General features: G+C 72.7%; 21 protein-coding genes and 1 pseudogene. 11 read left to right on the top strand and 11 right to left on the bottom strand.

The window, feature by feature from the left end; all coding sequences use genetic code 11:
- Positions 1 to 53 precede the first annotated feature (53 nt).
- The gene (locus tag BLW82_RS32395) at positions 54 to 962 is read left to right on the top strand and encodes a pseudouridine-5'-phosphate glycosidase (protein WP_093504438.1); all 909 of its coding nucleotides are present in this window, start codon (positions 54 to 56) and stop codon (positions 960 to 962) included.
- 98 nt (positions 963 to 1,060) lie between these two features.
- Entirely contained in the window at positions 1,061 to 1,981 is a 921-nt protein-coding gene (locus BLW82_RS32390) for a carbohydrate kinase family protein (protein ID WP_093508396.1), read from the top strand.
- A gap of 34 nt (positions 1,982 to 2,015) precedes the next feature.
- Here the strand turns inward: BLW82_RS32390 and BLW82_RS32385 are convergent, their stop codons facing one another.
- Positions 2,016 to 2,810 (bottom strand): methyltransferase domain-containing protein, encoded by a 795-nt coding sequence (locus BLW82_RS32385; RefSeq protein ID WP_093504436.1) that lies wholly within the window; start codon positions 2,808 to 2,810, stop codon positions 2,016 to 2,018.
- A 186-nt stretch (positions 2,811 to 2,996) separates the two neighbouring features.
- Between BLW82_RS32385 and corA the strand changes: the two genes are divergently transcribed.
- Entirely contained in the window at positions 2,997 to 4,124 is a 1,128-nt protein-coding gene (corA, locus tag BLW82_RS32380) for a magnesium/cobalt transporter CorA (RefSeq protein WP_093504434.1), read from the top strand.
- Between the two features lie 58 nt (positions 4,125 to 4,182).
- Here the strand turns inward: corA and BLW82_RS32375 are convergent, their stop codons facing one another.
- Positions 4,183 to 4,815 carry a nucleoside/nucleotide kinase family protein gene (locus BLW82_RS32375; RefSeq protein ID WP_093504432.1) on the bottom strand — a complete coding sequence of 211 codons (633 nt, stop codon included), beginning with the start codon at positions 4,813 to 4,815 and terminating at the stop codon, positions 4,183 to 4,185.
- 185 nt (positions 4,816 to 5,000) lie between these two features.
- Here BLW82_RS32375 and BLW82_RS32370 point away from each other — a divergent pair, with 185 nt between their 5' ends.
- The 3 genes from BLW82_RS32370 (at position 5,001) to BLW82_RS32360 (ending at position 8,076) form a co-directional block, all read left to right on the top strand.
- Positions 5,001 to 5,702, top strand: coding sequence for a DUF2293 domain-containing protein (locus BLW82_RS32370; RefSeq protein ID WP_093504430.1), 702 nt, complete (start codon positions 5,001 to 5,003; stop codon positions 5,700 to 5,702).
- Positions 5,703 to 5,899: 197 nt separating this feature from the next.
- Positions 5,900 to 6,385, top strand: a complete 486-nt coding sequence (locus BLW82_RS32365) for an anthrone oxygenase family protein (RefSeq protein WP_093504428.1) — start codon at positions 5,900 to 5,902, stop codon at positions 6,383 to 6,385.
- A 203-nt stretch (positions 6,386 to 6,588) separates the two neighbouring features.
- A complete protein-coding gene (locus BLW82_RS32360) occupies positions 6,589 to 8,076 on the top strand; it encodes a glutamate synthase subunit beta (protein WP_093504426.1) in 1,488 nt (495 codons plus the stop codon).
- A gap of 206 nt (positions 8,077 to 8,282) precedes the next feature.
- On the opposite strand, the pseudogene BLW82_RS32350 reads toward BLW82_RS32360, so the two are convergent.
- The 3 genes and pseudogenes from BLW82_RS32350 to BLW82_RS32340 all read right to left on the bottom strand — a co-directional run bounded on the left by BLW82_RS32350 (position 8,283) and on the right by BLW82_RS32340 (position 9,922).
- Positions 8,283 to 8,623 (bottom strand): annotated as a pseudogene (locus BLW82_RS32350) (SAM-dependent methyltransferase).
- 162 nt (positions 8,624 to 8,785) lie between these two features.
- Positions 8,786 to 9,061: a DUF397 domain-containing protein gene (locus BLW82_RS32345; RefSeq protein WP_089100964.1), complete on the bottom strand. Its 276-nt coding sequence runs from the start codon at positions 9,059 to 9,061 to the stop codon at positions 8,786 to 8,788.
- Positions 9,062 to 9,922 (bottom strand): helix-turn-helix domain-containing protein, encoded by an 861-nt coding sequence (locus BLW82_RS32340; protein WP_093504422.1) that lies wholly within the window; start codon positions 9,920 to 9,922, stop codon positions 9,062 to 9,064.
- 388 nt (positions 9,923 to 10,310) lie between these two features.
- Between BLW82_RS32340 and BLW82_RS32335 the strand changes: the two genes are divergently transcribed.
- The 3 genes from BLW82_RS32335 (at position 10,311) to BLW82_RS32325 (ending at position 13,692) form a co-directional block, all read left to right on the top strand.
- Complete coding sequence (locus BLW82_RS32335; RefSeq protein WP_093504420.1) at positions 10,311 to 11,060, top strand: ATP-binding protein; 750 nt, start codon at positions 10,311 to 10,313, stop codon at positions 11,058 to 11,060.
- Positions 11,057 to 11,500, top strand: a complete 444-nt coding sequence (locus BLW82_RS32330; protein WP_093504418.1) for a hypothetical protein — start codon at positions 11,057 to 11,059, stop codon at positions 11,498 to 11,500. The genes BLW82_RS32335 and BLW82_RS32330 overlap by 4 nt, the downstream gene beginning before the upstream one ends.
- A 317-nt stretch (positions 11,501 to 11,817) precedes the next feature.
- Positions 11,818 to 13,692 (top strand): ABC transporter ATP-binding protein, encoded by a 1,875-nt coding sequence (locus BLW82_RS32325; protein WP_256216246.1) that lies wholly within the window; start codon positions 11,818 to 11,820, stop codon positions 13,690 to 13,692.
- A 13-nt stretch (positions 13,693 to 13,705) separates the two neighbouring features.
- Here the strand turns inward: BLW82_RS32325 and BLW82_RS32320 are convergent, their stop codons facing one another.
- The 4 genes from BLW82_RS32320 to BLW82_RS32300 all read right to left on the bottom strand — a co-directional run bounded on the left by BLW82_RS32320 (position 13,706) and on the right by BLW82_RS32300 (position 18,081).
- Positions 13,706 to 13,885, bottom strand: a complete 180-nt coding sequence (locus tag BLW82_RS32320; RefSeq protein WP_093504414.1) for a hypothetical protein — start codon at positions 13,883 to 13,885, stop codon at positions 13,706 to 13,708.
- A 165-nt stretch (positions 13,886 to 14,050) separates the two neighbouring features.
- Positions 14,051 to 14,707: a DUF899 domain-containing protein gene (locus BLW82_RS32315; protein ID WP_093504412.1), complete on the bottom strand. Its 657-nt coding sequence runs from the start codon at positions 14,705 to 14,707 to the stop codon at positions 14,051 to 14,053.
- A 466-nt stretch (positions 14,708 to 15,173) separates the two neighbouring features.
- Positions 15,174 to 17,030 (bottom strand): FUSC family protein, encoded by a 1,857-nt coding sequence (locus BLW82_RS32305; protein ID WP_093504410.1) that lies wholly within the window; start codon positions 17,028 to 17,030, stop codon positions 15,174 to 15,176.
- 283 nt (positions 17,031 to 17,313) lie between these two features.
- A complete protein-coding gene (locus tag BLW82_RS32300; RefSeq protein ID WP_093504408.1) occupies positions 17,314 to 18,081 on the bottom strand; it encodes a nucleotidyltransferase domain-containing protein in 768 nt (255 codons plus the stop codon).
- A gap of 181 nt (positions 18,082 to 18,262) precedes the next feature.
- Here BLW82_RS32300 and BLW82_RS32295 point away from each other — a divergent pair, with 181 nt between their 5' ends.
- On the top strand, positions 18,263 to 18,676 hold the full coding sequence (locus BLW82_RS32295) for a RidA family protein (RefSeq protein ID WP_093504406.1): 414 nt from the start codon (positions 18,263 to 18,265) through the stop codon (positions 18,674 to 18,676).
- Positions 18,673 to 19,125, top strand: coding sequence for a GNAT family N-acetyltransferase (locus tag BLW82_RS32290; protein ID WP_093504404.1), 453 nt, complete (start codon positions 18,673 to 18,675; stop codon positions 19,123 to 19,125). The genes BLW82_RS32295 and BLW82_RS32290 overlap by 4 nt, the downstream gene beginning before the upstream one ends.
- A 42-nt stretch (positions 19,126 to 19,167) precedes the next feature.
- Here the strand turns inward: BLW82_RS32290 and BLW82_RS32285 are convergent, their stop codons facing one another.
- Positions 19,168 to 19,896 carry an aspartate/glutamate racemase family protein gene (locus tag BLW82_RS32285; RefSeq protein ID WP_093504402.1) on the bottom strand — a complete coding sequence of 243 codons (729 nt, stop codon included), beginning with the start codon at positions 19,894 to 19,896 and terminating at the stop codon, positions 19,168 to 19,170.
- A 5-nt stretch (positions 19,897 to 19,901) separates the two neighbouring features.
- Positions 19,902 to 21,377 carry an NCS1 family nucleobase:cation symporter-1 gene (locus tag BLW82_RS32280; RefSeq protein WP_093504400.1) on the bottom strand — a complete coding sequence of 492 codons (1,476 nt, stop codon included), beginning with the start codon at positions 21,375 to 21,377 and terminating at the stop codon, positions 19,902 to 19,904.
- Between the last annotated feature and the right edge of the window lie 14 nt (positions 21,378 to 21,391).

The following is a 21,391-nucleotide window of genomic DNA, read 5'->3' as shown; positions in this document are numbered from 1 at the left end:
CCGGGTGGGGCTCCCGCCAGAGATGAGGGAAGACCGACGGACAGGAGGCAGGCGTGGTGCTGGTGGTGTCGGAAGAGGTCGGGGAAGCGCTCGGCGCGGGCCGTGCGGTGGTCGCCCTGGAGTCCACGATCATCGCGCACGGGCTGCCGCGCCCGCGCAACCTCCAGGTGGCGCTGGAGCTGGAGGACACGGTACGGCGGGCGGGCGCGGTGCCCGCGACCATCGCCGTGCTGGACGGGCGGCCCCATGTCGGTCTGGACAAGGACCAGTTGGAGCGGATCGCCAACGAGGACGGGATCCGCAAGCTAGGCCATCGCGACCTGCCGCTCGCCCTGGCCGCGGGGGCGAGCGGGGCGACCACCGTGTCGGCGACGGCGCAGCTGGCGGCGCTGGCCGGCCTCCGGGTGTTCGCGACGGGCGGCCTCGGCGGGGTGCACCGTGAGTGGACGGCGACCCAGGACGAGTCCGCCGACCTGGGTTTGCTGGCACGCACCCGGATCACGGTGGTGTGCGCGGGCGTGAAGTCGATCCTCGACGTGCCGGCGACCCTCCAGCGCCTGGAGACCCTGGGTGTGGCCGTCGCGGGCTACGGTACGGACCGCTTCCCCGGCTTCTATCTGTCCGACTCCGGGCATCCGGTCGACTGGACGCTTAGGACCCCGGAGCAGGTCGCGGACGTGATGCGGGCGCAGGACGCGCTGGACGCTGCGGACTCGGCACTGATCGTCGCCAACCCCGTCCCGGAGGCGGAGCAGCTCGACCCCGCGCTGCACGCGCGCGTGCTCGCCGACGCGCTGCACGCGTGCGAGGCGGAAGGGATCACCGGCCAGGCGGTCACGCCGTTCCTGCTCGGCTATCTGGTCCGGCATACGGACGGCGCCTCGCTGGAGGCGAACCTGGCGGCCGTGCGCGGCAATGTCGGGCTGGCGGCGCGGATCGCCTCGGCGTGGGCCAGGGGGTGACGCCCGAGCGAGCGGCGGCGCCGGATGGGGCAGCGGCACCAGCGGCAACCGGAGCAGAGGTGACGCCTCCCCGGGACGCGCCGACTCTCGAGGAGGCGGTGCCTCGCGGAGAGGCGGCGGGCGGGGCCCTGCTGGTCGTCGGGGACGTCGTCACCGATGTGGTCGCGCGGTACCGGGGGCCGCTCGCGGTCGGCACCGACACGGTCGCCGTGATCCGGACCCTGCCGGGCGGGGCGGGCGCCAATGTGGCCTGCTGGGCAGCGCACGCGGGCTGTGCGGACGTACGGCTGCTGGGGCGGGTGGGGGCGGACTCGGCCCGGTGGCACGAGCGGGAGCTGGCCGCCGCCGGGGTGCGGTCCCGGCTCGTGGTGGACCCCGAGGCCGCGACGGGGACGGTGATCTGCCTGGTCGACAGCGGTGCCTCGGCCGAGCGGACCTTCCTCACGGACAGCGGGGCGTCCCTGCGGCTGGAGCCGGCCGACTGGTCGGACGCGCTTCTCGACGGGGTGGCCCGGCTGCATCTCTCCGGCTATCTGCTGTTCTCCGAGCCGAGCCGGGCCCTGGTGGCGACGGCCCTGGCGGCGGCCCGCGCGCGTGGCGTACCGGTGAGCCTGGACCCGGCGTCGGCCGGGTTCCTCGTGGCACTGGGCGTGGACCGTTTTCTGGCGCTCGTCGAGGGGGTCGACGTCCTGCTGCCGAGCCGGGACGAGGCCTGTCTGCTGACGGGACTGCCCGATCCGGCGGACGCCGCGGCCAAACTGAGCCGCCAGGTCCCGCTGGTGGTGGCCAAGGCGGGGGCGGACGGCGCGTTGGTGGCCCGGGCGGGCGGCGTCCTCGCTCGCGTCCCGGCCGCATCCGCGACGCCCCGGGACACCACGGGCGCCGGTGACGCGTTCACCGGGGCGTTCCTCGCCGCGCTGGTCGCCGGAGCGGACGCCTCGGAGGCGGCGGCACTGGGCTGCCGGGCGGGGGCGCGGGCGGTGGAACGTGTGGGCGCGAGACCACCCGCCCGCGACTGACACGGGCACGGCGCCCCCACCACGAGCGGCGGGCCTACGCCTTGCGGCCCCACGCGGAGATCATCGGGGCGGTGGCGAGGTCCATGCTGCCCGTCGCCACGTTGGCCAGGTGCTGGTCGACGTCCTCGTCGGTGGCGAGGCCGGCCGCGACGAGCCGGCCCCGGATCTGCTGGACGGTGGCGGTCTCCAGGGCGGTGCAGGCGGGCGAGGCCACGGGGAAGTAGGCGTCGGCCGCCACGTCGTGCAGCCCGGCCTCGCGGAGCAGCCGCGGAAGCTTGCGGCCGTACGACAGGTCGGCGCCGCGTTCGGCGAGGAGCTTGCGGAAGCCCTGGCGCAGGCGGTTGGCGAGCTGCTGCTCGGGGCCGTACTCGTAGGGGCAGGTGAGGGGCTGGAGGGCGGGGTCGGCGTCCTCGATCAGCAGTCGACCGCCGGGCCGCAGAGCCTTGATCATGGAACGCAACGCCCGTTCCCGGTCCGGCACGTGGACGAGGACGAGCCGGGCGTGCACCAGGTCGAAGTCCTCCCCCGGCGGCTCCTCGGCGCCGACGTCGTGGGTGCGGACCTCGACGGGCGGGTGGGCGGCCGCGGCGAGCAGTGACGTGTCGATGTCGGTGGCGACGACGCGTCCCGTCGGCCCGACCTTCCCGGCCAGCCAGGACACCACGGAGGTGCCGCCGGCACCGACCTCCCAGCAGCGCCAGCCCGGTTCGGGACCGAACTCGTCGAGGTGGCGGAAGGTGGTGGGATCGAAGAGGTCCGCGAAGGCGTCGAAGCGCCGTCCGGCCTCGGTCTGGCGGTTGTCGAGGAGATATCCGTCGGCCTGTGTCATGAAGCGATGATTTCAGTTGCCCGGCTCACGGCTCGGGAACACGGGGCGGGAGTCCGGTCGTCCACAGGCGGGAACCAACCGGAACTCGCCGTTCCCACAGGCTTACCCGCGTCTCACACCGGGCTGGCAGACTGGCCGGACAGGGCGGGACGCGTTGGGCGAGTGGATCCATGCAAGGAGATCCGGATGACGATGGCAGGGAATCTGCGGAAGGTCACAGGGCTGGGCAGGACCGGCGGCCTGCGCAGGGTGGCGCGGCTGGCCCGGCGGCGGCCCCGCGTCGACCTGAGCCATCACGCACGGTCCCCGCTGGGCTCGTCGGTGGTCAATTGCGTGACGTACGAGGACGGAGTGCGGGTTCCGGAGTGCAGCGACCTGTTCTCCGCGGTGGAGCGGGTGCGCAAGCGTGGCGACGGGTTCGTCTGGCTGGGGCTCCACGAGCCGACCGACAGCGAGTTCGCGGGCATCGGCGAGTTGTTCGACCTGCACCCGCTGGCCGTGGAGGACGCCGTCGAGGCCCACCAGCGGCCGAAGGTGGAGCGGTACGGCGAGACGTTGTTCGCGGTGTTCAAGACGGTCTGCTACGTCGAGCACGAGAAGCTGACCGCGACCAGCGAGGTGGTCGACACCGGCGAGATCATGGTGTTCGTCGGCGAGGACTTCGTGATCACGGTGCGGCACGGCCGGCACGGCTCGCTGGGGCCGCTGCGAGAGGAGCTGGAGGCCACGCCGAGCCAGCTCGCCAAGGGGCCTGCGGCGGTGCTGCACGCCATCGCGGACCACGTGGTCGACGACTACCTGAGTGTCACGGACGCGGTGCAGGGCGACATCGACCAGGTCGAGGCGGCCGTCTTCACGGAGAACGGCGCGCGGACCGACCCGGGCCGGATCTACCAGATGAAGCGTGAACTCCTGGAGCTGAAGCGGGCGGTGGTGCCGCTCGGCCGGCCGATGGAGGAGCTGACCACCCGGCCGATACGGGTGATCTCCCCGGAGATACAGGCCTACTTCAGGGATGTGCTCGACCATCTGATGCGGGCGAAGGAGCAGATCGCGGCCTTCGACGAGTTGCTCAACTCCATTCTCCAGGCGCATCTGGCACAGGTGACGGTCGCGCAGAACGAGGACATGCGGAAGATCACGGCCTGGGCCGCGGTGATCGCCGTGCCGACGATGGTGTGCGGTGTGTACGGCATGAACTTCGATCACATGCCGGAGCTGCACTGGCGGTTCGGCTATCCGCTCGTCATCGGCGTCATATCGGTGGCGTGCCTGGTGCTGTACCGCGGCTTCAGGCGCAACGGCTGGCTCTGAGCCGCCCGGCCGCCCCCGCCCTGAGCGGGGCCCCGGTCCGGTCCCGCCGCCTGGCCGCTCAGCCGCTCCACGCCGGATGCCGCGGATCGTCGGCACGGACCAGGACGTCGGCCGTGCCGGCGGGGTCGGTCTCGGCCGCGTAGCGCTCGAAGGCGGGGAGGGTCCAGTGGTCGGTCTCGGGGGTACGGCGGCGCAGGGCGCCGGGGGTGAGGAGGAGGTGGACGGTCAGGTCGAACGGGAACCAGTGCCGTAGCAGGAGCGGTCCGTGCAGCAGCAGGAGGCCGCCGGGCGGGAGTTGGACATAGGGGCTGCGGGTGGCGCGGTCGGTGGCCGGATCCCACAGATCGGGCAGGACGCGACCGGTCCCGCCGGGGTCGAGGGGGCCGAAGACCTCCCGCCACAGGGCGTTGGTGTCGAACCAGCCGCCGTAGTACGACTCCGCGTCGCGTCTGCCGTGCTCCAGGCGCAGCGAGGCGGGGCGCAGGAAGCCCTCGGTGCCCACGACGAGCGACGGCCGGCCCCGTACCCGCAGCGCCTCACCGACGCGCTCCGCCAGGTCGCCGGGCCGGGCGGCCGGGGCACCGTCGAAGGCGACGCGTGGCCAGGCGCCCCCGTCGGCGGGCTTCAGTTCGGCCAGCCGCTCGGCGAGACGCTCGGCGAGCCGGTCCCAGGTGATCGCTTCGAGTCGCACAGGATCATGATGCCGGGTCGGCCGTCCGGGCACGCCGGGAGTGGTTGCCCGGGGCCGGGCACCGGGGACGGTGAAGGTGAAGGTGACAGGCCGCGAGCCGGGCGTGAGGAGGCCGTCGTCGCCTGGTCGGCGGGGAGGGCGCGAACGACGTGAGATCAGCCCCCGGGGAGGGGAAAGTACCGCATATGACACGTCTCGCAACTCCCCCTCGCCACGGCGGACTTCTGGTCGTGCAGCCGCTGCGGCACAAGCGGTGTGGGGCGTGCCGGCGGGGACCGTTGTCGCTGCTGGTGGTGGAGGACGGGGTGCCGCGGTGCCTCGAGTGCGCCGATCTCGGGCATCTGGTGTTCCTGTCCCGGGGCGACACGGCACTGACCCGGCGGTCGCGGGAGGAGAGCGCGCTGTCGGCGGTGGTGGTCCGGTTCAACCGGCGCAAGAGCCGGTACGAGCGGCAGGGCGTCCTGGTCGAGGAGGCCGCGCTGGCCCGGGCCGAGGCGCGGTGTCTGGCCGACGCCGAGGCACGGCGGCGGCGCCGGGCGCGGGACGCGAGGCGGCGGGCGGCCGAGGACGTGCGGTTCACCGAGGCGTTCGCGGCGGAGATCCTGCGTCTGTTCCCGGGCTGCCCGGTGGACCGGGCCAATGCGATCGCGGCCCACGCGTCGGTGCGGGGCAGTGGGCGGGTCGGGCGGACCGCGGCGGGGCGGGCGCTGACGGAGGGAGCGGTGGTGTCGGCGGTGGTGGCGGGGGTACGGCACGTGGACACGTCGTACGACCAGCTGCTGATGAGCGGGGTGCCACGGTACGAGGCGCGGCGGCGGATCGCGCGGACGGTGGAGGCGGTGCTGCGGGAGTGGGAGGCCGGGGTGACGATCCGCCTGACGGGGTGACGGCGAGCGGGGACCGGGCCGTGGCGCCGGAGGCAGTGACCGGGCCGCCGTGCCGGGGGCTGGAGCGGGGACGGAGGTGGGGGGTGAATCCGGTCGGATGTCTATGTGGTCGGGCTTCACAGTCATGGGGAGGGGTGGCTCGTGGGCATTGATCAGAAAGGCGGAGGCATCCGGGGTCGAGAGTAGGTGTGGTGGTAGTGATCGACGGGCCGTATTACGTGCTGGTCCTGTTGGGGGTGCTGGGGGCCGGCCTGATGGCGGGGGTGTTCTGCGGGTTCTCGGCCTTCGTGATGCGCGGGCTGGCCTCGTTGCCGCCGGCGCAGGGGGTCGCCGCGATGAACGCGATCAACCGCGCGGCCCTGACCCCGGTGTTCATGCTGGTGTTCGCGGGGTCGGCGGTGGTGTCCGCGATGATCGCGGTGGTGACGTTCGTGGTGTGGCCGGACGACGGGAAGGTGGCGCTGCTGGTGGGCAGCGGGCTGTATCTGTTCGGTTCCTTCGGGCTGACCGTGATGGCGAACGTGCCCCGGAACGAGGCGCTGGCCAAGCTGGAGCCGGGCACACCGGAGGCTGTCTCCTACTGGCCGGTGTACGTGCGTGAGTGGACGTTCTGGAACCACGTGCGCACGGTCGCGGCGGCCGCGGCGGCGGTCGTCTATGTACTGGCCCTGTCCTGGGGGTGAGGTACGAGCCCGTCGGCCCCGCACGGAGGCAGTCTGGACAGGGGCTGGATCCCGCCTGGCAGCCGGCTGGATCCCCCTGAGGAAACCCTCGCCGGAAAGCGCTCTCGGCCACTCTGCGGGCGTACCCGAGCGGACGTATCGTGGCCGGAAGAGCGCCGCCCGATGAAGCACGGCCTGGGGTACCGCACGCGAGGAAGACGACCATGGCCGATCCCAAGGGGTTCATGACCACGCCGCGCGAGGAGTGGCCGCGGCGGCCCGTCGAGGAGCGGGTCCGGGACTGGGACGAGGTGTACGTCCCCGGCGCGCTGCTGCCGATCATCAGCAAGCAGGCGGACCGCTGCATGGACTGCGGGGTGCCGTTCTGTCACGACGCGTGTCCGCTGGGCAATCTCATCCCGGAGTGGAACGACCTGGTGTCGCGGGAGGACTGGCGGGCGGCGAGCGACCGGCTGCACGCCACGAACAACTTCCCGGAGTTCACCGGACGGTTGTGCCCGGCGCCGTGCGAGGCCGGGTGCGTGCTCGCGATCAACCAGCCCGCGGTCACGATCAAGAACGTCGAGTGCGCCATCGCGGACCGCGCCTGGGCGGAGGGGTTCGCCTCGCCGCGGCCGCCGGAGCGGCTGTCCGGACGGACCGTGGCGGTGATCGGGTCCGGGCCGACGGGGCTCGCCGCGGCGCAACAGCTGACCCGGGCCGGGCACACGGTCGCCGTGTACGAGAAGGACGACCGGCTCGGCGGGCTGATGCGGTACGGCATACCGGAGTTCAAGATGGAGAAGCGCCATCTGGAGCGGCGGCTGGGCCAGATGCGGGCCGAGGGGACGAAGTTCCGGACGTCGGTGACGGTCGGGCGGGACCTGCATGCGGTGGAGCTGCGGGCCCGGTACGACGCGGTGGTGATCGCGACCGGGGCCACGGCGTGGCGGGAACTTTCGGTGCCGGGCCGGGAGTTGGACGGAATACACCAGGCGATGGAGTATCTGCCCTTGTCCAACCGGGTGTGCGAGGGCGATCTGGCCGAGTCGCCGATGTCGGCGGCCGGGAAGCACGTGGTGATCGTGGGCGGTGGTGACACGGGGGCGGACTGTCTGGGGACGGCGTTGCGGGAGCGGGCCGCCTCGGTGACCCAGCTGGACATCTACGCGCAGCCGGGCACGGAGCGGGACGAGGACATCGAGCCGTGGCCGACGTATCCGAAGATCTACCGGCTGTCGGCGGCCCACGAGGAGGCGCGGGACCTGGAGGCGGCGCCCTCGGCGGACGCGGACGCCCGGTTGTTCGCGGCCTCGACGCTCCGTTTCACGGGTGACGGCAGCGGGCATGTGCGGTCGCTGCATCTGGTGGAGGTGGACCGGGCGCGGCTGCCGGTGCCGGGGACGGGGCGGACGCTCCCGGCCGACCTGGTGCTGCTGGCGCTCGGTTTCTCCGGGCCCGACCGGGAGGACGGGCTCATCGATCAGCTGGGGGTGTCGACGGAGCCGCGCGGCACCATCTCCCGGGACGCGGGGTTCGCCACGAACGTACCGGGCGTCTTCGCCGCCGGGGACGCGGCTCGAGGGCAGTCGCTGATCGTGTGGGCGATCGCCGAGGGGCGGGCGGTGGCGGCGGCCGTCGACCACTACCTGACGGGGAGTTCACAACTGCCGTGGCCGATATCGCCGCACGACCGGCCGATGACGGTGTAGGTGCCGAGGCACGGCCCGAGCAGGGACAGGGACAGGGACAGGGACCAGGCAGGACCCGGCAGGCACGGGCGGCCGTGGCTGTTCCAGAGCCGCCCGCTCACGGCAATGGCGGCTGCCCGGCCGCCGCGTGGGACGCGGCTGCTCGGGCCCGGCCCGGTCGCGGAGACGCAGCCGGGGCAGTTTGCCCCCGGACGCGTACGGGGGGCCTACGGCTTGCGCGCCACCACCCCGTAGCCCGGGATCACCCCGTCGTCCTGTCCCGGTACCGGCTCGCCCAGCTCCGGGTGCCGGTGCTGGACGACCGACACGCCGGGTTCGACGAGTTCGAGGCCGTCGAAGAAGCGGCCGGACCCGGCGCGGGAGCGCAGTGCCCGCGTGACCCCGGACGCCCTGGGTTTCGCGACGCCGCGGCCGACTCCTCCGGGGTGAAGAAGGCGCGGTTGACCCGCGCCATCACCGGCACCCGGGGATCGAGGGCGAGCATCTGCCGGCCCATCTCCTCGTCGACGGGGTGGTTGTCCTTGCCGCCGAGATACCAGTCGTACATGCGCGCCGGATGCGGCTTGCTGGTGTCGGTCACGAGGCACTCCGTAGACGTCTGACGCGAGCGATGATCAATTAAGCACCATTACAAAGAACTTGAATCAGAACAAAGAAAGGAAGACAGGCAGGAAAGACAGGAAAGGCGGGCGGCAGGAGACAGAGATGTTCAGGAGAGCAGGAAGTCGGCCTCCCCCGCCTTGGCACCCTCGATGAAGGCCGTCATCTCGTCCGTGGTGTAGATCAGCGCCGGCCCGTCCGGGTCGGTCGACTGGCGGACGGCGATCCGGCCGTCGGCCAGCTTCATCGCCTCCAGGCAGTTGCCCCCGTTGCCGCCGCTCCACGGCTTGTGCCAGCCCTCGCTGCCCAGTTCCCGGGCAGGCATGCCGTTGTAGATCCGCTCGGTGCGGTTCCGCGGCCCGGACTGGGGTTTTATGCGATCCATTCACAGCTCCTTGCGGAGATCCCGGAGGATCTCCTTCGTGCGTTGTGCCGTAGCGGCCTGCGCCGCCATGCGGTCCATGACTTCGAGGTGGGTCGCCACCTCGGTGCGCGCGTCCAGGTAGACGGCGCCGGTCAGGTACTCGCTGTAGACCATGTCCGGCAGTTCGGGCATGGCGAATCGGAAGAGCACGAAGGGTCCGTACGTCCCCGGGTGCGGCCCGTTGGAGAACGGGGCGACCTGGAGCGTCACATTGGGCAGCTTCGTGACCTCTAGCAGTCGGTCGATCTGCGCGCGCATCACCTCCGGACCGCCGACCGGGCGGCGCAGGGCGGTCTCGTCCATCACCGCCCAGAAGCGGGGGGCGTCGGTACGTGTGAGCAGTTGCTGGCGTTGCATGCGCAGGGCGACGTGGCGTTCGATCTCCTCCGGCTCGGTCTGTCCGACGGCGCCCGACTTCAGCACCCCGCGCGCGTAGTCCTCGGTCTGCAGCAGCCCGGGGACGAAGTGCGGCTCGTAGGAGCGGATCAGGCCGGCCGCGCCCTCCAGGCTGACGTACATCGAGAACCAGCTCGGCAGGATGTCGTGGAACCGCTGCCACCAGCCGGGCCTGTTGGCCTCCTCGGCGAGGCGGACGAAGAGGTCGGCCTCCTCGTCGGTCACCCCATAGGCCTTCAGGAGCAGTTGGAGGTACGGGATCTTGAGGGCGACCTCGGCCATCTCCATCCGGCGGACCGTGGCGGGCGCCACGCGGAGCACGCGGGCGGCCTCCTCACGCTTGAGCCCCGCGCGTTCCCGCAGGTCGAGGAGGCGCCGGCCGAGGACCACCTGGCCCACCGTCGGCGCGGACCGCGGCTCGCTCACGCTCCACCTCCACGAAGTTCCCTGTTTTCGGGCCGGGTTCGCCGGCGCCCCGGCCGTCACACACATACACGGTCACGCGCACACGCGGTCACGCACGTACAGGTGTCACCCGGCATGCTGACAGCCCAGCGGCGCCATTCGAAGACTCATTCGAGGACCCGGCAGGATGACCGAAGCAGCCCAGGCGCCGAATTGGCCGGAACAGCCGGAACTTCCTGTTCGGTCGCATCGATCGCATGGGCCGGATCGGTCCGCCGGATCCTCACTGATCCCAACTGGCGCCGCTCGACATGCTGTTGCGAGCAGTGTGCCACGGCCCTTCACCGCGTCACACAGCACTCTGCATTTTTCAGAGTGCCACTTGCCAAGTGTTCACGGCGGGGAGATAGTGGCAAGCGTGATTCCGTCCGCGCCCTTAGGAACAGACGCCGCCGCAGACCGGTTCGGTCCCGGCGCTGATGGGGGTCCTCCCGTGCGAACCCGTTCGAGCGTGGAGGAGGCAGCCGGCCCGGGTGAGGGCACTGCCAAGCGCCGGTTCCGGTTCGAACTGGCCGCTCATCCCGGTTCCCCCGCCCAGGCGAGACGCCTGGTGCGTGCCCGGCTGACCGGCTGGTCGGTCTGCGCGGACACCTGTGACACAGCCGTCCTGGTCGTTTCCGAGCTGGTCACCAACGCGATCGTGCACACCGCGAGCAGTCGTGTCGTGTGCGAGTTGCACGACCACGACGACACGGTGCGCATCGCCGTGCAGGACGAGGGCTGTGCGCCCGACGAGCCCCACCCGTCCCCGCAGCGCCCGGAGGAGGAGCACGGGAGGGGGTTGCTCCTCGTCGAGGCGCTGTGCCAGGCGTGGGGGGCTCAGGAGCGCGGGTCCGGGCTGCTGGTCTGGGCGGAGCTGCCGCGCCAGACGGACGCGGCCCGGACCGGCGCCGCCCGGACCGACGTCGCCCTGATCGATACCGTCCGGGACGCCGCCGAGCCGTGCAACGACCTGGGCTGGGGCGCACGCCCCGCGCCGGGTCCGTCGCGCGGCTCGTCCCACGAACCGGCACACACGCCGGCGCCCCGGCCGTCGCCGGACTCCGGCGCGGCAGGGCGGGCCCAGGCGCTGCCGGCGCCCCGGCGGAGGCAGCCGTGAACGGCGCGTCCGGCTCCGGCCACACCCTGGGCCTCGACACGTTGATCCGCCTGAAGCGCGACCGGCGGCCGTCCTCCTCGTCCGCGGGTGGCGCCCGCGGGTCGTTCCCGATGCCCGAGGGCATGACGGCGCCATTGGGCTGCGACGCGGTGGCGGTACCGGCTCGGCTCGGGCCGCTGGTGGTCCCGCGGCTGCCGCGGGTGGGATGCGTGTACGCCGACGGCACGCACTGGTGGTGGATCGTCCCGGCGGACTCCGACGACGCCCTCACCTGGCCCGCCCCGGCCCACTACGGTCCGGGCGCCCCGCTTCCCGGCACCGCCCGCCTGATCCACCGCCCCGAGGGCACGGTGCCGTACACCCCGCCGATCCCGCTGTACCTCGCGCTGTGCCGGGTGACCGGCACGACACCGGATTGGTCCCGTCCCCTGACCGCGTGACGCCGCGTGGCGTCAGCCGCATGCTCCGGCGCGGCGTCCCCGCGACTCCGTGTCGTCCCGCGCCGTACCCCCTGCGCACTCCCCCACGCCCCGCGAGCCTCTTCGCGCGCCCTGCCCGGTGGCGGCTGCGCCCGCGATAGTGGCCGTTCGTCCACGGACACGGCCATTGCCACGGACGGACACGGACGGGTACGGGCATGGCCGTGGCCACGGTCTCGGCTCCGGGGAGGATCGCGGTGAGGAAGAGGCGGGAGACGGCGGCGCCCGAGACGTCGGAATCCGAGCAACTGCTGTTCGGCGGGCCGCTCCGCTACGACATGGGCTGGAGCCAGCACGGCAACGCCTTCCTGGAGCTGGACTTCCGCGCCATGATGACCCGGCTGCCCGGCATGCTCGCCTCCAGTCTGCGGCTGGCCCGGCAGGCGGACGCGGGGGCCGCGCGGATCGTGCTGGCCGCTCAGGTCGGCGTCGGGGTGGCCCAGGCCGTGAGCCTGCTCGCCGTGAACAGCGTCCTCGCCCGGCTGATCGGCACCGGCACCCTCGAGGAACGGCTGCGCGGCGCCGCCCCCGCCCTGGTGGCCATGGCCGTCGTCATGTCCGTGGCCGCCCTGCTGCGGGCCGCGTCCACGTACGCCACCGGCCGCCTGGAGCCCAAGGTCGAGCGGGTGGCGACCGCGATGTACCTGGAGCGGGCCGCGGCCGTCGAACTCGCCGCGATCGAGGACCACGCCTTCCACAAGCTGCTGGACACCGCGCAGTACGGCGCCTCCTCGGCACGCCGCATGATCATGTACGGCACGCGCGTGGTGAACGCGATGATCTCGCTGATCACCGCGGCCGGTGTGCTGACGGTGCTGCACCCGGCCCTGCTCCCGCTGCTGATCACGATGACGATCCCGAGCGCCTGGGGTGCCCTGACCAACGCCCGGCGCCGCTACGAGTCGTACCACACGTGGGTGCAGCACGCCCGCGCCGGCCACCTGATCAGCGCCCTGCTCACCGAGCCGGAGGCGGCGCCGGAGATCCGGGTGCACGGGGTCGGCCCGTTCCTGCTGCGGCACTACCGGGCGATGTCGGAGACGGCGGAGGCGGAACAGGCCCGGCTGGCCCGGCTGGCGGCCCGTACCGGTCTGATCGCGGCGGCCTGGACCGGCCTCGCGACCGTCGCCACGTACGCGACACTCGGCGGGCTGCTGCTGAGCGGGGCGATGGCCCTGTCGGTGGCCGGTACGGCGGTGATCGCGATCCGCAGCGGCTCGGCGAGCCTCAACACCCTCGTGCTGGAGATCAACACGCTGCACGAGGAGGCGCTGTTCGTGGGCGACCTGGAGCGGCTGTACGTCGAGGCGGCACAGCGGGCCATCCCGCTCGGCGGTGACCCGTTGCCCGAGGATCCCCAGGAGATCCGTTTCGAGAACGTCACCTTCACCTATCCGAGTGATCATCCGGACGAGACCGTCCACCCCGCCCTGGACGACGTCACGCTCTCCATCCCCCTCGGCCGGATCGTCGCCCTGGTCGGTGAGAACGGTTCCGGCAAGACCACCCTGGTCAAGCTGCTGGCCGGGCTGTACCAGCCGGACCGCGGCCGCATCCTGTGGGACGGCGTCGACGCGGCCCGGGCCGACCGGCAGCGGCTCGCCGAACGGATCGCCATGGTCGCCCAGAACTTCAAGCGCTGGCCGTTCACCGCAAAGGTCAACGTGGCCGTCGGCCGCTCGTCGGCGCCGCTCACCGACGAGCGGCTGGCCGCGTCGGTCGCGGAGGCGGGCGCGCAGGAGGTGGTCGAGGACCTGCCGCGCGGTCTGGACACCCTGCTGGCCCGCCACTTCAGCGGTGGGCACGAGCTGTCCGGCGGCCAGTGGCAGCGGCTGGGCATCGCGCGGGCCGCCTACCGGCGCGGTCACATCCTGATCGTGGACGAGCCGACGGCCGCCCTGGACGCCCGGGCCGAGCTGGAGGTCTTCGAGAAGATCCGGGCGCTGGCGGGCAGCGGGCAGACCGTCGTGCTGATCACCCACCGGCTGGCGTCGGTCCGCCACGCGGACCTGGTGCACGTCCTCGACCAGGGCCGGCTGGTGGAGTCGGGCACCCCTGACGAACTCCTGGCCAGCGGCGGGGTCTACGCGGAGCTGTACGCGCTCCAGGCGGACCAGTTCACGGCGAAACTGCCGGTCCGCAAAGCCGGTTAGCGGTCACGGCCGGCTACCCCTCGACACCGCCGGTGCCGCGCACGATGACCAGGAACGTGTCCGTGGCCAGATCCATCACGACCTCGGCGGGCAGCCCTTCGAGCCGCCGGGCCTGCGCGAACTCCTCCGCAGGCCATGATCCTCGCGGTCCGCCTGCGGGAAAGCGTTCGAGCACGGTTCGCCCGTTCACCATCCTGCACCTCCAGAAATGCGTCGTACCTGTAGGAGTTAACGCTCTGGAGAACACGAACGGCTCGCCCGGTGACGCTACTGAGACATACCCGACACGCGGTCGGGGCGGACGGTGAGGGTCCGTTGACTTTCGGTTTGCTCCCGGCCACTTTCGTGACCGGCTGTGTCAGTCTTCGTACTCGTCGTGATAACGGAGGCGGTCACCGCCCTCCGGCAGCCGGCCGAGAGCCGTCAGGTCGAGCAGGGAGCTTGCCGGGCCGAGTCCGTCGAGGCCGCGGTCGTACACCGAGTAGGTGTGGAAGACCCGGTCGTGCTCCCGCAGGAAGCAGCTGATGCCCGGCCGTTCGACCGGTTCGTCGTCCACCACGATGGTCGCCTCGAAGTCGCGGTTGAAGTCGCGGTCGAAGTCGGTGTGGCCGGACGAGTACCAGGGCAGCGTCCAGCCCATCCGCGCCTTGAACGGCAGGATCCTGGTGAACGGCGCCCGGGAGACCGCCGCGAACGAGGTGCCGCGCGCCCGCAGATGGGCGAGGTGGCCGACCTGGTCGAGGAAGGCGGCGCAGCAGCGGCAGCCGGCCTCCCACTCCGGGGCGAACATGAAGTGGTGCACGACGAGTTGGGGCCGCCCGTCGAAGAGGTCCAGCAGGGTCGCCTTGCCGTCGCCGCCCTCGAAGACGTACTCGGGGTCCACCTCGACCATGGGCAGCCGGCGCCGCTCGGCGCTCAGCGCGTCCCGCGCCCGCATGAGTGCCTTCTCCTTGCGCAGTAACTCCGCACGCGCGGCACGCCACCGCTCACGCGAGACGATCTCCGGAAGCGACATGGGCCCTCCTGTACGACGGTCGGTTCCGGGTGGTGACCGCTGGAGGGAGGAGAACTCATCGGCGCGGCGGAGGATTTCTCCGCCCACGGGCCGTGGCCCGTCCCAAGTCCGAGCTCCTGACCCGTCCCGGCGGCCGGTTCACCCGCACGACGAGGGCGAACGGGCGAACGGGCGCGCTACTACGGGGCGTACGCCCTCTACCGGCGCGCCGCCGAGGCGACGGCGCTGCGGGTGCCGGCGCTGCGGGTGCCGGCGGGCGACCTGCTCGCCGGGCAGGACACGTCCCGCGACGTCGCGGTCCTCTGCGACCTCGACGACGAGGTGCAGGGGCCATCACCCAGATCCTGCTCGGCCCGCCCGGCTCAGAACTCGGCACCCCTGGCTACGACCGCCCGGACAAGGGCGACGCGTACGCCTGCGGGACGTCGCTCCGCGCACACCGGCGGAGCAGCACTCCTGCGGGCCTTCAGGCCGCGACCGGCATCCGCGGCACCGCGACCCCGTGCCGGCGCCCGCCCTGCTCCAGTTCTGCCGCCAGGTCGTCGAGTTGCCGGGTGTGCCGGGCGGTCAGCCGTCCCGTCTCGTCGAGGTGCACGGCGCACGCGGTGGTCGTGTCCACGAGCCGTTCGAGTACGGCCGCCACCGCGTCCGTGCCCTCGGTGTGCCGGGCGAGGGCGGGGAGTTCGGCGGCGGCGAGCGCGATGGCGGTGCGGGCCTCGGCGAGGGTGCGGTAGGCCTCGCGGCGCAGGGCCCAGCGTTCGCCGCGGTCGCCGGACCCGGTCAGGACGTGGTCGAGGTAGGCGTGCGCGGCCCGTCCGGCCGAGGCGAGGCGGGCCCGTACGCCGCCGCCGCGCCGGCCCGCCAGCGGCAGGTGGCCCACGACCAGCACGAGCGCGCAGGCCAGCAGCGTCTCGCCGATCCGGCTGACGGAGGCCTGGGGTTCGCCGCCGACCATGACGAGGGCGAGCACGAGGACGGTGACGACGGCGGTCTGGGCGCCGAAGTGCCGGGTGGCGACCGGGATGAGGGCCCCGCAGACGGCGACCAGCGCGACGAGTCCACCGGGCCGCGGGAGTACGGCGGCGAAGAACGCGAAGACGAGGGCACCGACCACGGTCCCGGCGGCCCGGCACAGCACCCGGGAAGCGAGCGGCCCGAGGTCGGGCTTGACGAGGAAGACGGCGGTGGCGGGCAGCCAGTACCAGTGCTGGTGCCCGCCGTACCAGCGGGCGTGGTGCAGGGCCTGGGCGATGGCGGCGCTGGCCCCGAAGCAGAGGGCGACGCGCAGCCCGTACTCCCGTCCGCCGCTGCCGAGCGCGGCCCGCACGAGGTCGAGGGCGGGGCGGCGGCGGGCCGGTGGCCGCTGCTCGCCGCTCACGGTCCGGTCGAAGGCCTCCGCGGCACGCAGCAGGGCGTCGTCGAGAGCGCGCAGCGCGGGCGCGGACCGCGCGGGCGCGGGCAGCGGTCCGGTGCCGTCGTTCTCCCGGACGGCCGCGGCGAGCCGCCGGGGCCCCTCGGCCGCCCGTGCGGACACCGGCTCGCCGGCCCAGGCGAGGGCGGTGGCCGCCTCGGCGAGGGGCAGGGCCGCGGCATACTGGGCGTGCAGCCGGCGTTCGGCGGCGGAACTGGCGTACCGCCGCAGCCGGGGCCCGGTGAGCGCGTCCTGGGCGTGGTCGAGGGCGGCGGTGAGGGCGGAGCGCTGCCGGCCCGCGGTCTCGCCGCCCACCGCGTCGAGCAGGTCGGCGACGGCGTCGTACACGGCGGCGACGGCGTCCCGCTCCCCGTCGAAGCGGAAGTCACCGGCGATCGCGCCGGGGGTGGGCAGGGCGAGGCGGAGGACGACCAGCCACCCGGCGCCCGCGAGAAAGGCGAGGGCCCGCTGCCAGCCCGCCTCGGCGCCCGGCATCCCGGCGCCGATGGCGGCGGCGACCAGCAGCTGGGTCCCGGCCCCGGAGGCGACGGGTCCGACGGCGCTCGTGCCGCCGGCGACCAGCCCGAGCGCGGTGAGCAGCAGGGTCAGCGGGACGGCGGTCAGGTGCTCCCCGCCGTAGGTGCCGACGAGCAGCCCGAGCGCCCCGGCCGCGGCCGGCACCCCGAGCCGGCGTACGGCGGACCGCCTGCTGCCCGGCCGGTCGTTGACCCCGGCGAGCATGGCGGCGATGGCGGCGACGACGCCGAGGGAGGTGCGGTGCAGCAGGACCGCGGCGAGCAGCAGGGGCCCGGCGGCCAGCGCCCCTCTCGTCACCGCGCTCCAGGCCACGGGCCCGCGCTGGGCGCGCAGGGCGTGGGCGAGCCAGGGCGGCAGGGCGGTACGACGGGACACGGGGCTCCTGTCCGGACGAGGGCGGGGTGTGCCTTCGGGCGACGGTGGCCGGGCTGTTGGCTTCGGTGTTCACGGTAGATCGCGTTCGGGTGCGAAAAGGTGCGTCCGCATTTCGCGGTTGTGACAAGTGCCGCGGAGAGCCGCTTTCTTTATGAACGCAATTCCGTGCGGTCCGGTTCGGGGCGGAACGCGAGCGGGCCCGAGGTCGTGGCCTGCCCCGGGCCCCGGAATGCCGCCCGTCGTCACACGCCCGTACGCTTGGCAACCCGGGTCATCGAATGGGTCACGCAAAGCCGAACAGCAACTCCGCCTCGGCAACGGCCCGGGTCAACTCCGCGGATTTCGCGTGCAGTCCGCCGAGGATGTCGTCGGCTCCCCGCAACCCGGCCCGCTCCAGCAGCCGCTTCTCGTTCGTCACCCACTCGCCCCGGGCCGCGAGCACGGCGTGCCCGGTCTGGAGTGCGGCCGTGGCGACGGCGCCGGCGACCTCGGTAAGGCGGCCGTGCGGGGCGTGGTTGGCCTTCGCGTACGCGAGGGTGGCGCGGGCGGTACCGCGCCACCGTCCGGGTGCGGTGGCGCGCAGTCGTTCGGGGTAGGACGGCGGGCAGGGCAGGGTGCCGCTGAGCACGCGATTGACCGCCAGTTCGGCGACGACCAGGTAGCTGGGGATCCCGGCGAGGTGGAACAGCAGCGGTTCCACCCGGAACCGCCCCTCCTCCGCCTCGGCCAGCTCGTGCTCGACCACGTCGAGATCGCGGTAGTGCACGTCCATCCGGCGCCCGTCGACGGTGAGCCAGGCCCCGCCGTTGAAGACACCGCCGCCCCACCCCCCGACCTCGGAGACCTCACCTTCCCACCCGATGGCACGCAGGTCGGCGGGATCGAAGGCGCCCCGGTAGTAGACGGCCAGATCCCAGTCGCTGTCGGGCCGGTGGGTGCCCTGGGCGCGGGAGCCGCCCAGGGCGACGGCACGGACCGCGGGGAGAGCGGCGAGGCGGGCGGTGATGGCCGCGAGGAAGGTCTGGTCGTCGTCGGCGTTCGTGGCGGACATGGCTCGCAGCATCTCCCGCGGCCCGTCGTCGGTGCCACGCGTTATCGGTGAAGACGTCGGCGGCCGGATCCGCCCGGCTGTCGTGTCCGCCGCGGTACGAGCTGCGGGAAATTCAGGTGCGCTCAGCCGCCGTGGGCACGGATGATCGACCGGTTGTCCGCCGTCACTTCAGGAGCCCCCTGTGATCCAGCGTGTCACCACCCCGGCTCTCTTCCCGCCGCCCGGCTACGCGCACGTCTCCGTCGTGGAGGCCGGCACGAAGCTCGCGTTCCTAGCCGGTTCCGTTCCGCTGGACGACGAGGGGAAGCTCGTCGGCGAGGGTGATCCGCCGCGGCAGGCCGAGCAAGTGATCGCCAACCTGCGGGAGCAACTCCGTTCGGTCGGCAGCGACCTGGAGCACGTGCTGGCGACGGACGTGTACGTCGTGAGCAGTGAGCCAGCGGTGCTCTCCGGCGTGTGGGAGGTCGTCGAGGCCTCCGGGCTCAGCACGGGACCGCACTCGTCGACGCTGATCGGGGTCGCGTGTCTCGGTTACACCGGGCAACTGGTGGAGATCACGGCGACGGCCGTCGTACCCGAGGAGGCGCGCGCGTGAGCGCAGGGGTGGTACTGCGCCGGGCCGGCGGGCCGGACGCCGACGGGGTCGCCGATGTCTGGCTGCGGTCGTTCGCCGCCGCCCTGCCCACCGTCGTCAGGCCGCGTTCGGACGACGAGGTGCGCGCGTACATCCGGGACGTCGTGGTGCCGGCGCGGGAGACGTGGGTCGCGGAGGCGGGCGGGCGCGTCGTGGGCATGATGGTGCTCGCGGAGGATCTGCTGTCCCAGCTGTACCTGGCCCCGGAGTGGCGGGGGCGCGGCATCGGTGACCGGTTCGTGGCGCTGGCCAAGGAGCGCTCCCCGTCGGGGCTGACGCTCTGGACCTTCCAGGTCAACAAGCCCGCGCACCGGTTCTACGAGCGGCACGGCTTCGTCGCCGTCGAGCACACGGACGGCAGCACGAACGAGGAGCGGGAGCCGGACGTACGGTACGTGTGGCGGCCCTGAGCCGGTCCCGGTTCCGGCCCCGCTCCCGGGCGGGCACTCGCACTACGGCCGCCCCGGCGCGGCCCCCCATACCCGGCGCTTCGCCAGCGGCTTCCGGTAGCTGCCCGCCCGGCTGGTCGTGAGTCCCAGCGCCACCAGCGACTCGGCCAGCTTCACCGCCGCGCCGACCCCGTCGACCACCGGAACGCCGAGCTTCTCCCCCACCGCCCGCTGCAGCCCCGTCATCCCGGCGCAGCCGAGGACCAGGACCTCGGCGCCGGCGTCCCGGACCCGCTCGGCCGCGGCGAGGAACGCGGCCTCCGTGCGCGCGGGGTCACCGGCGAGGTCCAGGACCCCGAGTCCGGTGCCGGCGACGGCGACGCAGTTGCGGGCCACCCCGGCGGTCTCCAGGCTGTCCTCGATCTGCCCGCGCGACCGGTCCAGGGTGGTGACGACGCCGTAGCGGCGGCCCAGCAGACAGGCGAGATGGGCGGCGGCCTCGGTGATGTCGACGACCGGCACGTCCACCAGCTCCCGGACGCCTTCCCGCCCGTGTTCGCCGAAACCGGCCATGACCACCGCGTCGTACGGCGGTCCGGCGTACGTGCGCAGCGCGTCCAGGACCGCCGCCGCCGACAGGTAGCTGTCGAGCCAGCCCTCCGCCGACTCGGGACCCCAGTGCGGGGTCAGCCCGGTCACGGCGGTGCCCGGGCCTGCCGCGGCCCGGGCACCTCGTACGATCTCCTCGGTCATCTCCTGCGTGGTGTTGCAGTTGGTGACGACGATCCGCACGTTCCTCAGACCTCCTCGACGACGGGGACCGGGGCGGGGGCCGGCGCGCGGTCACCGCGGCACAGTGCGAGGTACAGGCCGGCGGCCAGGGCGGTGCCGATGAACCAGGAGTACGGCGCCACGTCGCTGAACGTCTTCACCAGCGCGAGCACGGCCGCGACCGCCGCCGCGGGCAGGAACGCCCAGAGTGCCTTGGGGTTGACGCCCTTGCGGTAGTGGTACGGCGAGCCCGGGGCCGCGTCGAAGAGCTGCTGGACGTCCACCCTGCCGCGCTTGATCACGTAGTAGTCGACCATGATGACGCCGAACAGCGGGCCCAGGAAGGCGCCGAGGCCGCCGAGGAAGTAGTTGACGACGGTGGGGTTGGAGAAGAGGTTCCAGGGTGTGACGACCAGGGCGGCCACCGTACTGATCATGCCGCCGACCCTGAAACTGATCTTCTGCGGCCAGACGTTGGCCAGGTCGTACGCCGGTGAGACGAAGTTGGCGACGATGTTGACGCCCATGGTGGCCACCGCGAAGGTCAGTGCCGCCACGACGAGGACCCAGGTGTTGCCGACCTTGGCGACCAGTTCGGCCGGGTCGGTGATGGCCTCGCCGAAGACCTCCAGGGAGCCGGCGGTGACGATCACGGAGACGACCACGAAGGCGGTGGAGTTGATCGGCAGGCCCCAGAAGTTGCCGCGGCGCACGGTGCGGTAGTCGGGCGCGAAGCGGGAGAAGTCGCAGAAGTTGAGCATCAGGGTGCCGTAGGTGGCGAGGATCAGGCCGATCGCGCCGAACCACTGCCGCCACTGCTCGCCGACGGACACCGGGTGCGGGGTGGAGGTGAGCGAGATGGTCCAGTGGGCCTTGGCCAGGATCCAGACGGCGAGCGCGATCATGACCAGCCAGATCGCCGGGCCGCAGAAGTCCTGGAACCTGCGGATCGTCTCCATGCCCCGGCTGATGATCGCCGCCTGGATCAGCCAGAGCGAGACGAAGGAGATCCAGCCGAGGGTGTCGAGGCCCAGGAAGGAGCTCTCCGTGAGGGACTTCAGGCCGGGCCAGGCGGCCAGCAGCATCACGTTGACGGCGACGGACGCCAGGTAGGTCTGGATGCCGTACCACATGATGGCGATCACGGCCCGGATGAGCGCCGGGATGTTGGCGCCCCAGACCCCGAAGCTGATGCGGCTGACCACCGGGAACGGGACGCCGTGGCGCTGGCCGATCCGGCCCATCCAGTTCATGCCGATGTAGATGAGCACGAAGCCGGCGAGGAGGGAGGTGAAGACCTGCCAGACGTTCATGCCGAGGACCAGCAGGCCGGCGGCGAAGGTGTAGTTGCCGAGGTTGTGGACGTCGGACATCCACATCGCGAAGAGGTCGAAGACCTTCCAGTTCCGCTGTTCGGCGGGGGCGAGGTCTTCGTTGGTGAGCCGGGGGTCGGGGACGAACACGGTTGCGCCGGTGGCTTCGGCGCGGTCGGCGAGGGACACGGGGCCTCCAGGGA

The organism is Streptomyces sp. Ag109_O5-10, from assembly GCF_900105755.1.
Taxonomy (GTDB): domain Bacteria; phylum Actinomycetota; class Actinomycetes; order Streptomycetales; family Streptomycetaceae; genus Streptomyces.
This window is presented reverse-complemented; position numbering and strand designations above follow the sequence as displayed.